Below are 15,151 nucleotides of genomic sequence, written 5' to 3'. Positions count from 1 at the left end.
ACTATTTAGGGTAATAACCTGGTTAAACCGCGGAGGCTCCCCCGACGATCTCGGTGAGTTCCTGAGTGATGCTGGCCTGACGAGCCTTGTTGTAAACCAACTGCAGCTCTTTGATCAGACTACCGCCGTTATCGGTGGCGGCTTTCATCGCTACCATTCGCGCGGCCTGTTCGCTGGCCAGGTTTTCAACGACGCCCTGATAAACCTGCGATTCCACATAGCGGCGCAGGAGGGTATCCAGCAGTGCTTTAGGATCGGGTTCATACAGGTAATCCCAGGATTTCTTCTTCAGCTCACCATCTTCCGCCTGCGGAAGAGGGAGTAGCTGCATGATCCGTGGTTCCTGAGACATCGTATTGATAAACTTGTTATTCACGATATACAGTTTATCCAGACGACCTTCATCATAGGCTTGCAGCATGACTTTAACCGGCCCGATAAGCTCTGACAGAGAAGGGTTATCCCCCATGCCAGTCACCTGAGCAACAATCTTGCCGCCCACGGAACCAAAGAAAGAAGCCGCTTTTGACCCGATCAGCGCTAAATCACATTCAACGCCTTTTTCAGACCAACCTTTCATCTCAGACAACAGTTTTTTGAACAGGTTAATGTTCAAACCACCGCACAAGCCACGGTCTGTAGAAACCACCAGATACCCGACACGCTTAACGTCGCGCTCTTCCAGGTACGGATGCTTATATTCCAGATTACCTAACGCGAGGTGACCAATCACACTACGCATTGTTTCTGCATAAGGACGGCTAGCCGCCATGCGTTCTTGCGATTTACGCATTTTGGAGGCGGCGACCATCTCCATGGCTTTGGTGATCTTTTGCGTGTTTTGCACGCTAGCGATCTTAGAACGTATCTCTTTTGCGCCGGCCATTTCTGCTTCTCCTCATTGCCAGACGGCCTGCTTTCCTAATGAAAAGCAGGGCCGTATAGCGTTACCAGGACTGGGTTGCCTTAAATGTATCAAGGATGCCTTTCAGCTTGGCCTCGATCTCATCGTTATACGCGCCAGTTTGGTTGATTTGTTGCAGAAGTTCGGCGTGCTCACGGTCAGCAAACGCCAACAGCGCAGCTTCGAAGCTACCTACCTTCGCCAACTCGATATCGCCCAGATAACCACGTTCAGCAGCGAACAGAACCAGAGACTGTTGCGCAACCGACATCGGCGCATACTGTTTCTGTTTCAGAAGCTCGGTCACTTTCTGACCATGGCTCAGCTGTTTACGTGTTGCGTCATCCAAATCGGATGCGAACTGGGAGAACGCAGCAAGTTCACGATACTGTGCCAGTGCGGTACGGATACCACCGGACAGTTTTTTCATGATCTTGGTTTGCGCTGCACCACCCACACGGGATACGGAGATACCTGGGTTAACCGCAGGACGAATACCGGCGTTAAACAGGCTGGATTCCAGGAAGATCTGACCATCGGTAATCGAAATTACGTTAGTCGGAACGAACGCGGAAACGTCCCCTGCTTGAGTTTCAATGATTGGCAGAGCGGTCAAAGAACCGGTTTTACCTTTCACTTCACCCTTGGTAAAGGCTTCAACGTAGTCAGCGTTAACACGCGCAGCACGTTCCAGCAAACGGGAGTGAAGATAGAATACGTCGCCAGGATAAGCTTCACGGCCTGGTGGGCGACGAAGCAGCAAGGAGATTTGACGATATGCAACAGCCTGTTTGGACAGGTCATCATAAATAATCAACGCATCTTCACCGCGGTCGCGGAAATATTCACCCATGGCACAACCGGAGTATGGTGCCAGGTATTGTAATGCTGCAGATTCTGAGGCAGTAGCGACAACCACAATAGTGTTAGCCAATGCGCCATGCTCTTCCAGTTTACGCACTACGTTAGAAACAGTAGAGGCTTTCTGGCCGATAGCAACATACACACACTTGATGCCGGAATCGCGCTGGTTGATGATCGCATCAATCGCCAGGGCAGTTTTACCTGTCTGACGGTCACCGATGATCAATTCACGCTGACCACGACCGATTGGGATCATGGCATCGACTGACTTATAGCCAGTCTGAACGGGTTCATCAACAGATTGACGTTCGATAACGCCAGGTGCGATAGCTTCAACAGCTGAGAAGCCGTCGTTTTCTACCGGACCTTTACCATCGATAGGTTCACCCAGAGTGTTGACGACGCGACCCAACAGGCCACGACCGACTGGAACTTCCAGGATACGACCCGTACATTTAACCTTCATGCCTTCGGCAAGATCGGCGTACGGACCCATAACTACAGCACCTACGGAGTCACGCTCCAAGTTCAGTGCGATTGCGTAACGGTTGCCTGGCAGTGCGATCATCTCGCCCTGCATGACATCGGCCAGACCGTGTACACGGATGATCCCGTCACTGACGGAAACAATAGTACCTTCATTGTGAGCTTCGCTCACTACATTGAACTGAGCAATGCGCTGCTTGATCAGTTCGCTGATTTCGGTGGAATTCAGTTGCATATGCTCCAGTCCCCTTAAGACTGCAAGACGTCCGCCAGGCGTTCTAGACGACCGCGAACGCTGCCATCTATCACCATATCGCCCGCACGTATTACTACGCCGGCCATTACAGACTTATCGATTTTGCAATTCAGCTTAACTTTGCGTGACAGACGTTTTTCCATCGCAGCGGCAATTTTAGCCAGCTGTTCGTCATTCAGTGGACTCGCTGAGCTCACTTCGACGTCGACGGTTGACTCCAGTGAGGCACGCAGTTGAATAAACTGCTCCAACACCTCAGGAAGAACCAGTAAACGGCCATTCTCCGCCATAACTCGAATGAAGTTCTGTGCGGATTCATCGAGCTGATCACCACAGACTGCAATAAACGTCTTAGACATTGTTTCTGGTGCCACTGCACCGGAAAGCAATTCAGCGATTTGTTCATTGCGAGTCACTTGGGCAGTAAACGCTAGCATATTCTGCCAACGCTCGACCGCCTGGTGCTCAACAGCAAAGTCAAAAGCTGCTTTGGCGTAGGGGCGAGCTACAGTTACAAATTCAGACATCAGCCCCTCCCTCCTTACAGTTCAGCGACCAGTTTATCAACGATGTCGCTGTTAGCAGCTCCATCCACGGAACGTTCGATGATCTTCTCGGCGCCAGCTATAGCCAACATCGCGACTTGCTTACGCAACTCTTCACGAGCGCGCTTACGTTCGGCGTCGATCTCTGCCTGCGCTTGCGCCACGATTTTGTTACGTTCCTGTTCAGCTTCTGCTTTAGCTTCATCAAGGATCTGAGCTTTGCGTTTACTTGCCTGCTCAATGATCACCTGTGCTTCTACTTTAGCTTTCTTCAGTTGGTCGGTCGCATTGGCTTGCGCTAAGTCCAAATCTTTTTTGGCACGCTCTGCAGAAGAGAGACCGTCAGCAATTTCTTTTTGACGCTTCTCGATGGCAGCCATAATTGGCGGCCATATGTACTTCATACAAAACAGGACAAACAGGACAAACGCGATGGCCTGGCCGAGGATTGTTGCGTTAAGATTCACAGCACAATGCCTCTTTCAAAGTTAATAGTTTGGTGTAGTTTCACAGTAGAGAAAACTCTACTTACGCGACAGCAAACATCACGTACAGACCCAGACCAACAGCGATCATAGGGATGGCGTCAACCAGGCCCATGACGATAAAGAACTGTGTACGCAGCAGAGGAATCAGGTCAGGCTGACGTGCAGCGCCTTCCAAAAATTTACCACCCAGGATGCCGATACCGATCGCAGCACCGATTGCCGCTAAACCCATCATTATAGCGGCAGCCATGTACAGCAGATCCATATTCAGGTTTTCCATGACAGTCTCCAGTTTATTTCAGTTAAAACGCAGTAGTGTTATAAGAAAATCAGTGCTCTTCGGACGCCATCGACAGATAGACAATCGTCAGAACCATGAAGATAAAGGCTTGTAACGTAATAATCAGTATGTGGAAGATAGCCCAAGGTAAACTGAGCATCCACTGTGACCACCACGGCAACAGGCCAGCAATCAGGATGAAGATCAACTCACCCGCATACATGTTGCCGAACAGTCGCAGACCGAGTGAAACCGGTTTGGACAGCAGGCTGACACCTTCCAGAATTAAGTTAACTGGAATAAATATCGGGTGATTGAACGGCTGCATCGTTAATTCTTTTACGAAGCCACCTACACCTTTCATTTTAATGCTATAGAACAGGATCAGGATGAATACACCCAATGCCATGGACAAGGTAATGCTCACGTCAGCAGTAGGAACCACACGAAGTGCTGGTAATCCAAAGACATGCTCGCCGATGTAAGGCAGTAAATCGATTGGCAGTAAGTCCATCATGTTCATCAATAGAACCCAAACAAACACCGTCAGGGCTAATGGTGCGATGACTTTACTTTTGCCGTGGTACATATCCCGAACGCTGTTATCGACAAAACCGATAATTAGCTCAACAGCTGTTTGCAATTTACCAGGCACGCCACTGGTGGCACCGGCCGCAACTTTGCGGAATACAAACAGAAAAGCTAACCCCAGCACGACAGAGAAGAACAAAGAGTCAATGTTCAACGTCCAGAACGTTGCAGGGCCAGGTGAGTGGGGATTGACCAACTCAAAGGTACGCAGGTCCAACTGAAGGTTATTCAGATGGTGTCCTATGTAGTCCCTTGGAGTAGAGATTTCTCCTGATGCAGACATGATGCCTCTTACCCTTTTGTAGTTAAATGCGATAACCGTTAAATACGATAACTGTTAAGTACGGTAGCCGCTAATCACGGTCGGTGCCAATATCTGCACAATCAGCACCGCTAAATAGGTTAAGCCAAGTGGAGCAAACGCGGCTTTAAACAGCCCTAACGCCACAATCAGCAAAATTATCGTCACGATAATTTTTAACCCTTCGCCAATGGCAAACGACCACGCAACACGACCCGGAGCAGCAGTGTCTGCTTGATGGCGGCAAGCAAACAACATAAACATGGCGCTGGGCAACCAGGCTGCCAGCCCTCCTGCCAGAGCAGAAGCGCTCCATTCCAGGCTTTTAAAGCCAAAAGCAGCACTGAGAACAACAAAAGTCATTAACTGCAATAACAGCAACTTTCGTGCAATTTTCCCACTGTAAAGGGACACAGGCATGACGTTTGTTCTCTCTGAACCACACTAAGGGTATGCTGAGTGAGGTATAAAACTGCTTTTTACCCCATTGAGTCAAGCAGCAAAAAACGAGCAAATTATACGGGCCACTCAAACGAATTCAATCGATAAGTAGTGAAAAGGCGAACAATTATTTAAATTTTATTATTTACGGCTATTTTCACAAGAAAAGCCTCGGAATAAATCTCTCATTAATTTGTCTGACGATTCCAGTTATTATCAATAAAATGTGTAACGGATCACATAATTTAAAACAAACTGAGTTATATCGCATAAAGCTTTACTTTGTCTTTAACCAAAAGAGCCATTAAAAACTTTAATAAATCATAATGTTAAAATTAAAACATTATCGAACAACTTATCTACTTAGTAAAACTTCCCATTGACATTTAAGATTATATTTTTATAACAGTTCGGATACATAAAAAGATCCACGTTATGAGCAAAGTAATGACTAACGTTATTATTCGACCGTTTTGAATATAATCATGCCACATGTTACTGCTGATTTTGTAAACAATACGTGAAATATTATTGATTCAAACGAGAGTGATAGAATAATTATCCATCAACATTGAAAACAATAAATCAGATAAATTTACAGTGACCCACTAAGGATTTATTACATTTTTTTGATAAATAGCAAAGTTAGTTTGACTTAAGAGTGACCAGATGGCGCTCACCTTCCAATTCAGGCACCTGCAAACGCACAACTGACTCAAGGGTTATTCCTGCGGGCAGTGTCGCTAATTCATCATCGGGCCTTACCCCTTTAAGCGCATAAAATCGCCCCTCAGGTTTGGCTGGCAGATGGTGACACCAAGACAGCATATCTTGTAGTGATGCAAATGCACGGCTTATTACGCCATCAAAGGGGGGGTTTGCGGCGAACTCCTCAACCCGGCTTTGTACCGGCTCAATATTACTTAACCCCAATTCGTGTTGTACCTGCCGGAGAAAGCGCACGCGCTTACCCAGACTATCGAGCAAGGTAAAGTGTGAATCAGGGCGCACAATGGCTAGTGGTATACCAGGAAGCCCTGGACCGGTGCCAACATCGATAAACCGACGACCTTGCAAGTGCGGATTAACCACAATGCTGTCCAGAATATGCCGGACCAGCATTTGCTGTGGGTCACGAACAGAAGTCAGATTATAGGCTTTGTTCCACTTATGCAGCAGTTCCACATAGCCTATCAGTTGTAATTTTTGTTGATCGGGTAACTCAATGTCTGCGGCGTTGAGCAGAGAATTTAATTTTATTAACACAACAATTTCCCCTGACCAAAAAATGCTTAGTCAGTATGTAAAGGGCCGATATGAGGAATGATAATCTAGCTTAGCAGCTGTTTGAATCGTTCGTTGTGCGCTGAAAATCGAGCACAATCTGGCTGTACCGCTAACTCTCCGCTGTACAGCCAGATATTGATTGTTATGCACTACGGCGTAACAACCCCTGTTTTTTCAGCCAAACTAACAAAATAGAGATAGCCGCTGGGGTAATTCCTGAAATGCGTGAAGCTTGCCCGATAGAGTTAGGTTTATGATCATTCAGCTTAGCAATGACTTCATTCGACAAGCCAGACACTTGTTGATAATCAAGATCCACCGGCAATAGCGTGTTCTCATTGCGTAGCTGTTTTTCAATTTCTTCCTGCTGACGGGCAATATAACCTTCATATTTGACCTGAATTTCAACTTGATCCGCAGCTTGCGGATCAGTTAATGCGGGGCCAAAAGAGGGCAATGTCATCAACAAGCGGTAGTCAATTTCAGGGCGGCGCAGCAACTCTTCACCGTTAGCTTCTTTTGACAAAGGTGCTTTCAGTAACTCATTGATTTCAGATACGTTCTCGGAGAGAGGATGTACCAAGATATCACGCAGACGCTGACGTTCTTTTTCGATTTGCTCAATTTTTTTGCTGAAATGCGCCCAGCGTTCATCATCAACCAGCCCTAATTTGCGTCCCATCTCAGTCAGGCGTAAATCAGCGTTATCTTCACGTAGCATCAAGCGATACTCAGCCCGTGAGGTAAACATACGATAGGGTTCTTTTGTTCCCAGGGTGCTTAAATCGTCCACCAGCACGCCAAGGTAAGCTTCATCGCGACGAGGTGACCATCCATCTTCATCGTTAGCGAAACGGCCCGCATTAAGCCCCGCAAGCAGCCCTTGAGCCGCTGCTTCTTCATAGCCGGTAGTCCCATTGATTTGCCCAGCAAAGAACAGGCCATGGATATATTTGCTTTCCAGTGTCGGTTTCAAATCACGTGGATCGAAGAAATCATACTCAATGGCATAGCCAGGTCGAACGATACGTGCATTTTCCAGCCCTTTCATTGAGCGGACAATTTGCATCTGAACATCGAAAGGCAAACTGGTCGAAATGCCGTTCGGGTAGATCTCGTTACTGGTCAAACCTTCTGGTTCAAGGAAAATCTGATGTGAATTACGATCGGCAAAACGCATTACTTTGTCTTCGATCGATGGGCAGTAACGTGGCCCGATCCCTTCAATGATCCCGGCATACATTGGGCTACGATCCAGATTATTACGGATCACTTCATGCGTTTTTTCATTGGTGTAGGTGATGTGACACGCCATCTGCTCAGGGTGCTGTTCAGCATTACCGAGGAAAGAAAATACTGGAATTGGCGTATCGCCCAACTGAGGGGCTAACTGGCTAAAATCGATTGTTCGTGCATCAATACGCGGTGGCGTACCGGTCTTCAAGCGATTGACTCGTAACGGTAATTCTCGTAGACGCTGTGATAATGAGATTGACGGCGGATCACCCGCTCGACCACCGCTGTAGTTTTCCAGCCCAATATGAATTTTGCCATCAAGGAAAGTACCGACGGTGAGAACCACCGCTTTAGCACGAAATTTCAGACCCATTTTCGTAATCGCACCGACAACGCGATCATTTTCAACAATCAGATCTTCTACCGGTTGTTGGAAGATCATCAAGTTAGGCTGATTTTCAAGTGCAGTACGCACCGCTTGGCGATACAGAACGCGGTCAGCTTGAGCACGAGTCGCTCTTACCGCAGGGCCTTTGCTGGCGTTTAGTATCCTAAACTGAATCCCGGCGAGGTCGGTTGCTTTCGCCATCAGGCCGCCCAGAGCATCGATCTCTTTGACCAAATGTCCCTTACCGATACCGCCAATCGCTGGGTTACAAGACATCTGCCCCAGTGTGTCGATGTTGTGCGTCAGCAATAAGGTCTGACGTCCCATGCGTGCCGCTGCCATTGCAGCTTCCGTGCCGGCATGGCCACCACCAATGATGATGACGTCAAATTGATCTGGATAAAACATGGTACTGCACCTCGCCGTTATGCGAATTTCTGTGTTTGCCCTGGGGTGGGGGATTCTACTCAAGTTTAGACGATCGACCAAGCAGCTTAGGATCGCCTTTAATTAAAAGAAGATCTTTTTATTTAAAGATCTCTTTATTAGATCTCTTATTAGGATCGTGATCCTCTGTGGATAAGTGATTATTCACATGATAGATCATAGGATTAAGGAAGATCGATTGCTGTGAATGATCGGTGATCCTATTGCGTATAAGCTGGGATCTAAATGGCATGTTATGCACAGGCACTTGGAGAGCACAAGGTTGTTATGTGGATATGTACTGGTTTTACCCTGCTTTTAAGCATACTTATACACATTCGTTCGCGTGATCTTTAAGCAAATTAGAGTAAATTAATCCAATTTTTAACCCAAACCTCTGCTGGATCCTCCGGAATTTCATGTTGAATGACGTCAATTTCTAAAATGTCACCCAACCTTTTTGCTCCCTGAACGATCAACTGCTGATCTAACCGTCTTACGGCACCGCAAAAAGTGTCATATTCAGAACTACCCAAACCAACAGCGCCAAAGCGTACCTGAGAGAGATCCGGCTTCTGTTCTTCGATCTGTTCTAATAATGGTTGAAGATTATCCGGCAGATCGCCTGCGCCATGGGTCGATGTGACGATTAACCACATGCCATCAAGTGTTAGTTCGTCTAATCCAGGACCATGAAGCATTTCTGTGGTGAAACCCGCTTCTTCTAATTTTTCAGCTAAATGTTCAGCAACGTATTCAGCACTGCCGAGCGTACTGCCACTGATCAAGGTAATGTCAGCCATAAAGAACCCAACCGAAGTAATGAACTGGTATTGTACGCTGTGAATCAGCTGGGATCTACCTGTGGATAATGTGGGTATAGCTATTTAAGGTTTAAGGCACAATGGTACGCATGATGGGGTTTTGCAGGGAGATTAGTGTCTCAGTGGATTGGATCTCATCAATAGTCTGGATCTTGTTGATAAGTACTTGTTGGAGCGCATCTATCGATTTACACATCACCTTAATAAAGATGCTGTAGTGGCCTGTCGTGTAATAGGCTTCGACAACTTCTTCTAAACCTTCCAATTTTTTCAGCGCTGACGGGTAGTCCTTCGCACTTTTCAAGATAATGCCGATAAAACAGCACACGTCATAACCCAGCTGTTTTGGATTAACGTGAACGCAAGCCGCTGTGATGATTCCTGCCTGACGCATTTTCTCCACCCGCACATGTATGGTGCCTGGGCTGACACCAAAGTTTTTCGCCAATTCAGCGTAAGGTGTGCGCGCATTTTCCATTAATGCGTTTAGGATGCCGCGATCGAGATTATCGATTTGATAAATTTCACCCATATTAGCCCCCTTTTTTTGTCGATTATTTAATTAAAGCACCATAAAAATGAATGATCAAAAGTGAAAAGGCAATATTTGTTATTGGATATTGAGTTTAGTGCCCATTCTGTTGCTTAATCGATGACAAGCCAAACGGCACAACCTAATTAGCATAATAAACAATAACGAATTGAGATAACGGCAATGAAAAAACAATTTATCCAAAAACAACAACAAATTAGCTTCGTAAAATCCTTTTTTTCTCGCCAGTTGGAACAACAACTGGGTCTGATTGAAGTTCAGGCACCGATTCTGAGCCGTGTGGGTGATGGCACCCAAGATAACCTTTCTGGTTCAGAAAAAGCGGTTCAGGTAAAAGTGAAAACCTTGCCAGATGCAACTTTTGAGGTTGTACATTCATTGGCTAAATGGAAACGTAAGACCTTGGGTCGCTTTGATTTTGGCGCTGATCAAGGTCTGTACACCCATATGAAAGCATTACGCCCTGATGAAGATCGCCTGAGTGCTATTCACTCTGTGTATGTCGATCAGTGGGACTGGGAGCGCGTAATGAGCGATGGCGAACGCAACCTGGCTTACCTGAAGTCCACCGTTAACAAAATTTATGCCGCGATAAAAGAGACGGAAGCCACTGTTAGCGCCGAGTTCGGCATCAAACCTTTCTTGCCAGAACAGATTCACTTTGTGCATAGCGAAACCCTGCGTTCTCGCTTCCCTGATTTAGATGCCAAAGGCCGCGAACGTGCTATCGCCAAAGAGCTGGGTGCAGTATTTCTGATAGGTATCGGTGGTAAATTGGCTGATGGTCAATCTCACGATGTGCGTGCTCCGGATTATGATGACTGGACGTCGCCGTGCGCGGAAGGTTTTACCGGGCTGAATGGCGACATTATTGTCTGGAACCCGGTACTGGAGGACGCTTTTGAGATTTCATCCATGGGGATTCGTGTTGATGCCGAGGCGCTGAAACGTCAGTTGGCTCTGACTGCTGATGAAGATCGTCTGAAACTGGAGTGGCACCAATCACTGCTGAATGGCGAAATGCCGCAAACTATCGGGGGTGGCATCGGCCAATCTCGCTTAGTGATGTTACTGCTGCAACAGCAACATATTGGTCAGGTTCAATGTGGTGTGTGGGGGCCAGAGATTAGCGAGAGAGTGGCTGGCTTACTCTAATACTCCGGCAATGCCCTTTATTTTGGGTATATATATTTCCCCAACCCGCTATCGCTGCATAAGCCATAGCGGGTTTTTAACGTAAGCCCGTTTTTACTCTATGCTGTAGGTGGCATAATGAGATGCCTCATTTCATGGTTTCTTTTATATCACTAGATGCAAGGTCGCTAACGTCATGGCCCTAATTCATCCTATTAGACACTATTTGCATGCCCGCCCAAGATTATTGTTCTCCGTTAGTGCGGGGATTATCACTTATTTCCTACTGCCAACGCATTACACCTTATTACTGCGTCTAATGGTGAGTTGGAATGTCTCAGCCTGGCTCTATTTACTCTTTTTATGGCTGCAACTGCTACGGACTAATCCAGCGAAAATCAGCAAGATAGCCAAGGTGCAGGATGAAAGTGCCAGTATGGTATTGAGTATTGTCAGCATGGCGTGTTTGGCCAGTATTCTGGTGATTTTATTTGAATTGAGCACGGCAAATCAGCTGTCAGGTTCAGCTAAGGCATTTCACTTAATACTGACGGGGATGACGCTATTAGTATCGTGGCTATTATTGCCGACCGCTTTTACCATGCATTATGCCCACTTATTTTATCTGCCTCGGGATAAGTCGGAGACTATCCTCCCTCTGCTTTTCCCCAAAGAGATCACTACCCCTTCCTATTGGGATTTTCTTTATTTCTCATTCACCATTGGTGTGGCTTCGCAAACAGCAGATGTTTCCACCGGCACGTCAGATATCCGCCGCGTTGTATTATTACAATCTGTATTATCCTTCGTTTTTAATATGACGATTTTGGGACTGTCGATTAACGTTGGTGCTGGCCTACTGAATTAGCGCTTCCAGCGGCGCATTAACCGGCTTTTTAAGCCGGTATCAAAACGCCAGATGTGATCAAAAATACGCATGATTCCGGGCTTGCCATAGGCAGACATCGCCACCGCATGGAAGCGATGCTGGTGGGCCTGTTGCTGGATTTTTATCTTGCGGATCAATTCGTCAGGCAGGCGTTGGGCAATGAAGTCTGAAATGATCACTGCATCAGCGTCATGCCACTCTCGCTCCTCCATTTTACCAAGGGTGCTGGCTAAGCAAGCGGCCAGATCAGTACCGCCACTAAAATGTTGACTAAGAAAACGAATTGCCTGCTCGATACCACTGGCTGACGATAACTCGTAGTGAATGATTTCTGTGGCAAATAGCATGATGTAGCAGCGGCGATTATCCGCCAGCGCAATACGTAGCAGTGCCAGGCAAAATGCCTTGGCGCACTGCTCATTAAATCCCCCCATGGAGCCTGAGGTATCAACGCAAATGATAAAAGGGCCACGGGGTTGTTGGTCGTTGCTTTTAAGGCTAACCGGCCGCTGTAAGGTTTTTTCCTGCCAGTTATCACCCTGCAAGCGGTAGGTGAGCAAGCGCCGTTCCAGTAAGCGGCGATAAAACTCAAATTCCAATTCACTCATCCCCAACATCACCAGCTCAGTGGGCAGTAATCGCAAAATATCATTGCTCTGATGAATACCACTGACCTCTTCTGGCACCGTATCGGGTTGGCGCACCATCAGGGTGTAAGGCTCGTAGCGGGCATCTGGTGTGGGCTGTGCTTTGGCGCTGCGGCTACGGCCCAACTGCTCCGCTAATTGCTGCAATTCCGGCTGTTGTTGCAGAAAATCGCCATATTGCAGCAACAACTGATAATCACCGCGCTGTAAATGGCTATGACTCATATCCCAAAGCCGGCCGGCAGCCCCGTCATTGGTTGCCAATATGGGTTCCAATGCACCGCTGAGCGCCAATCGCTGCTGTAATTCAGCTAGTAGTTGCTCCCGCTCTTGCTCTAGTAATTGGTGGTGAATGGTGATGGTTTGTAGAGTCAGACTGACACGCCAGCGCTGTAAAAATAGGGTTTGCAGGCTATCGCCAGTTTGGGGATTTCGCGTTAAATCAGCGCTTTGTAGCAATGTGTCTGCTTGTGCCGCAAAGGGCGAATGCATCTGCTGTAGCTGTGCCACGATATCCGGCAAGTGGGCATAAAATAGCGGGCTACTCTCCAACTGGCTCTGTTGGTATAAAGCAAACTCATTTGCCAGACTTGGGGGCGCTTTTGCCTCACGGATACGCTGTTGCAAGTTTTGCTTCCAGCCGGGGATATCCTTCATTAACGCCCGCTTAATGCGCGGGAATTTCTCAAAGAATAGCGCCAATTGCGGTGATGCCAGTAATCCCACCACCATCTCTTCAATAAGCTCGCTTTCACTTATTGATAGCAGCAGATCTAGTGTTGCCAGGCTGAGCATCGATCAGTGCCCGCGCAGTTTTTGTTGTTGCTGCTTCAGTTGCTCCGCAACCTGCAATAGGCTGGCTTCTATTTTGGCCAACCAGGTGGATGGCGTGAACAAGCAGGGCTGATGCTGACTGAATAATCGCCGTTGCTCGGTCAGGCTATTTTCCAGTTCTGTTAACGCCACCAGCAATTCTGGCGGCACACTGGTGGTCGCCGCACCGGGCTGTGACAGTATCGATGGTTGGCGACTGACATCCAGCACCGTGATATGCAGCTGCTCATCAATTTCTGCATCAATGGATTGGGCATAACCAACCCCATTTAATTTTGCCCGCAATATGCCCCCTTTGTTCAACCATTGAGCAAGAGCATCTTTCTCTATTTGCAGATGACTGACCTGAATGTCATGCAAGTTAAGGGGTTTTTGCAGCAAAAGTGTCAATGTGCTATCGGTTAGCGCTTCGGGCAGTACATATTGTGGTTTACGGCTGAACATACCGCTTTGTTTCGTCACGGTTAGCGCCTGATGATCACTCTGTTGCTGCTGGTGCTGCAACCATTGGCCTTGAATATGCTGTAGCTTCATTAATAAGTTTTGCTGCTGATATCCCTGCTCAGTTAACAACTGCTCAAGCTGCTGCTGTAGCAGCTTCAGGGAGCTAAGATCATGCCACAGGCAATCTTTCAGTAAAATTAAGTCAATGGGGGTCACTTCATTTCGACCACTGAAAAAGGCGCTGGCTTGCAGCAGGCGCAGTGCCTTTTTCCACCGACGATCAGAGACATAAGGCGCTTGTTCTTGCGCACTGAGCCGTTGACGTAGCTGAAAAATAAGCTCAAAACAGAGGTCTGGTAAGGCGATTTTATCAATTAACGGCTGCCACTGATAAAACTCGTCATCACTGATGCTGAGATTTTCGGCCACAGGATTATGATTTTCATCCTGGCGGCTGAGCAGTAGTGAGCGAAAGTTTTGCTTCTCTTGCACGCGATCCAGCCAGAGGCGGATCAGCATTCGGTCATACAGTGCTTCCAGGCTGCTGTCCGCATCCGGTAGTTCATTGGAGGCGGTCACTAACAAGCGCATCGGGATACTGTCTTCCCGATCACCATTACGAAAACGCCGTTCATTAATGGCGGTCAGCAGGGTATTTAGGATGGCGGGGCCGGCTTTCCAGATCTCATCAAGAAAGACGATTTCAGCTTCAGGCAGGTAACCGGCCGTCATGCGCTGGTAGCGCCCCTCCTCTTTCAATGCTTGAATGGAGAGCGGGCCAAACACCTCTTCTGGCGTGGAAAAACGGGTCATCAGGTACTCAAATGCTCTGGCATTACGGAAGGCAAATTTCAAGCGGCGAGCAATCAAGCTTTTAGCAATACCCGGCGGGCCGAGCAGGAATACACTCTCACCACTGAGCGCTGCCAGCAAACACAAGCGGATAGCCTCCTGTCTTTCATACAGACCACTTTCAAGGGCACTGCTCAAGCGGGAGATTCTTTCTGCTAATTGTGATGATTGCGCCATAATTGCTCTACATGTTCCGTTAGTTGATTGATTTTTACCTGATAAGAGGGAATAAATCCTCTTTTTCTTAGTGGGATAGCGTGTTTTTCTTAATGAGATAGATCGTTGATTAGTAGAATTTTTATATCATCAGTGATTTGTGGCCGGCCCTTTTGGGTTATTTTAGTCGCCTTATTTAAGAGTAGGCAATCCATTGAAATCGTGCATACTGTGCGCCTTTTGATGGGCATATAAAGAATACAGAGTCGGCTAATGCGGTTCTTTAACACCTGCATCAGCTTATGGATGTTCTCGCAAAAAGAAA

15 protein-coding genes are annotated in these 15,151 nt (G+C 47.3%); 2 read left to right on the top strand and 13 right to left on the bottom strand.

Annotation, left to right across the window (positions count from 1 at the left end):
- Positions 1-22: 22 nt before the first annotated feature.
- The 11 genes from atpG to asnC all read right to left on the bottom strand — a co-directional run bounded on the left by atpG (position 23) and on the right by asnC (position 9,849).
- Positions 23-886 (bottom strand): F0F1 ATP synthase subunit gamma, encoded by an 864-nt coding sequence (gene atpG / locus FFE93_RS21285; RefSeq protein WP_005271504.1) that lies wholly within the window; start codon positions 884-886, stop codon positions 23-25.
- A gap of 61 nt (positions 887-947) precedes the next feature.
- Complete coding sequence (gene atpA / locus FFE93_RS21280; RefSeq protein WP_004707324.1) at positions 948-2,489, bottom strand: F0F1 ATP synthase subunit alpha; 1,542 nt, start codon at positions 2,487-2,489, stop codon at positions 948-950.
- 14 nt (positions 2,490-2,503) lie between these two features.
- The gene (gene atpH, locus FFE93_RS21275; RefSeq protein WP_005271503.1) at positions 2,504-3,037 is read right to left on the bottom strand and encodes a F0F1 ATP synthase subunit delta; all 534 of its coding nucleotides are present in this window, start codon (positions 3,035-3,037) and stop codon (positions 2,504-2,506) included.
- Between the two features lie 14 nt (positions 3,038-3,051).
- Entirely contained in the window at positions 3,052-3,522 is a 471-nt protein-coding gene (gene atpF, locus FFE93_RS21270; RefSeq protein WP_138774638.1) for a F0F1 ATP synthase subunit B, read from the bottom strand.
- Positions 3,523-3,583: 61 nt separating this feature from the next.
- Positions 3,584-3,823 (bottom strand): F0F1 ATP synthase subunit C, encoded by a 240-nt coding sequence (atpE, locus tag FFE93_RS21265; protein WP_004393045.1) that lies wholly within the window; start codon positions 3,821-3,823, stop codon positions 3,584-3,586.
- 49 nt (positions 3,824-3,872) lie between these two features.
- Entirely contained in the window at positions 3,873-4,697 is an 825-nt protein-coding gene (gene atpB / locus FFE93_RS21260) for a F0F1 ATP synthase subunit A (RefSeq protein ID WP_005161179.1), read from the bottom strand.
- A gap of 54 nt (positions 4,698-4,751) precedes the next feature.
- On the bottom strand, positions 4,752-5,135 hold the full coding sequence (gene atpI / locus FFE93_RS21255) for a F0F1 ATP synthase subunit I (protein WP_032896682.1): 384 nt from the start codon (positions 5,133-5,135) through the stop codon (positions 4,752-4,754).
- A gap of 666 nt (positions 5,136-5,801) precedes the next feature.
- Complete coding sequence (gene rsmG / locus FFE93_RS21250; protein ID WP_005271492.1) at positions 5,802-6,422, bottom strand: 16S rRNA (guanine(527)-N(7))-methyltransferase RsmG; 621 nt, start codon at positions 6,420-6,422, stop codon at positions 5,802-5,804.
- A 163-nt stretch (positions 6,423-6,585) separates the two neighbouring features.
- On the bottom strand, positions 6,586-8,475 hold the full coding sequence (mnmG, locus tag FFE93_RS21245) for a tRNA uridine-5-carboxymethylaminomethyl(34) synthesis enzyme MnmG (RefSeq protein WP_005271489.1): 1,890 nt from the start codon (positions 8,473-8,475) through the stop codon (positions 6,586-6,588).
- A 380-nt stretch (positions 8,476-8,855) separates the two neighbouring features.
- A complete protein-coding gene (gene mioC / locus FFE93_RS21240) occupies positions 8,856-9,296 on the bottom strand; it encodes an FMN-binding protein MioC (RefSeq protein ID WP_049601043.1) in 441 nt (146 codons plus the stop codon).
- Between the two features lie 91 nt (positions 9,297-9,387).
- Positions 9,388-9,849 carry a transcriptional regulator AsnC gene (gene asnC / locus FFE93_RS21235; protein WP_049601040.1) on the bottom strand — a complete coding sequence of 154 codons (462 nt, stop codon included), beginning with the start codon at positions 9,847-9,849 and terminating at the stop codon, positions 9,388-9,390.
- A gap of 183 nt (positions 9,850-10,032) precedes the next feature.
- Here asnC and asnA point away from each other — a divergent pair, with 183 nt between their 5' ends.
- Together asnA and FFE93_RS21225 are read left to right on the top strand one after the other, a co-directional pair.
- Positions 10,033-11,025, top strand: coding sequence for an aspartate--ammonia ligase (gene asnA, locus FFE93_RS21230; protein WP_049601035.1), 993 nt, complete (start codon positions 10,033-10,035; stop codon positions 11,023-11,025).
- Between the two features lie 175 nt (positions 11,026-11,200).
- The gene (locus tag FFE93_RS21225; protein WP_049601032.1) at positions 11,201-11,872 is read left to right on the top strand and encodes a DUF1345 domain-containing protein; all 672 of its coding nucleotides are present in this window, start codon (positions 11,201-11,203) and stop codon (positions 11,870-11,872) included.
- Here the strand turns inward: FFE93_RS21225 and viaA are convergent.
- Positions 11,869-13,335, bottom strand: a complete 1,467-nt coding sequence (gene viaA, locus FFE93_RS21220) for an ATPase RavA stimulator ViaA (protein ID WP_049601029.1) — start codon at positions 13,333-13,335, stop codon at positions 11,869-11,871. The genes FFE93_RS21225 and viaA overlap by 4 nt on opposite strands.
- Positions 13,336-13,338: 3 nt before the next feature.
- The gene (gene ravA / locus FFE93_RS21215; RefSeq protein WP_138774637.1) at positions 13,339-14,847 is read right to left on the bottom strand and encodes an ATPase RavA; all 1,509 of its coding nucleotides are present in this window, start codon (positions 14,845-14,847) and stop codon (positions 13,339-13,341) included.
- Between the last annotated feature and the right edge of the window lie 304 nt (positions 14,848-15,151).

It is taken from the genome of Yersinia sp. KBS0713, from assembly GCF_005937895.2.
GTDB lineage: Bacteria > Pseudomonadota > Gammaproteobacteria > Enterobacterales > Enterobacteriaceae > Yersinia > Yersinia bercovieri.
Note: the sequence above shows the minus strand (reverse complement) of the source record. Positions and strands in the feature narration are given on the sequence as shown.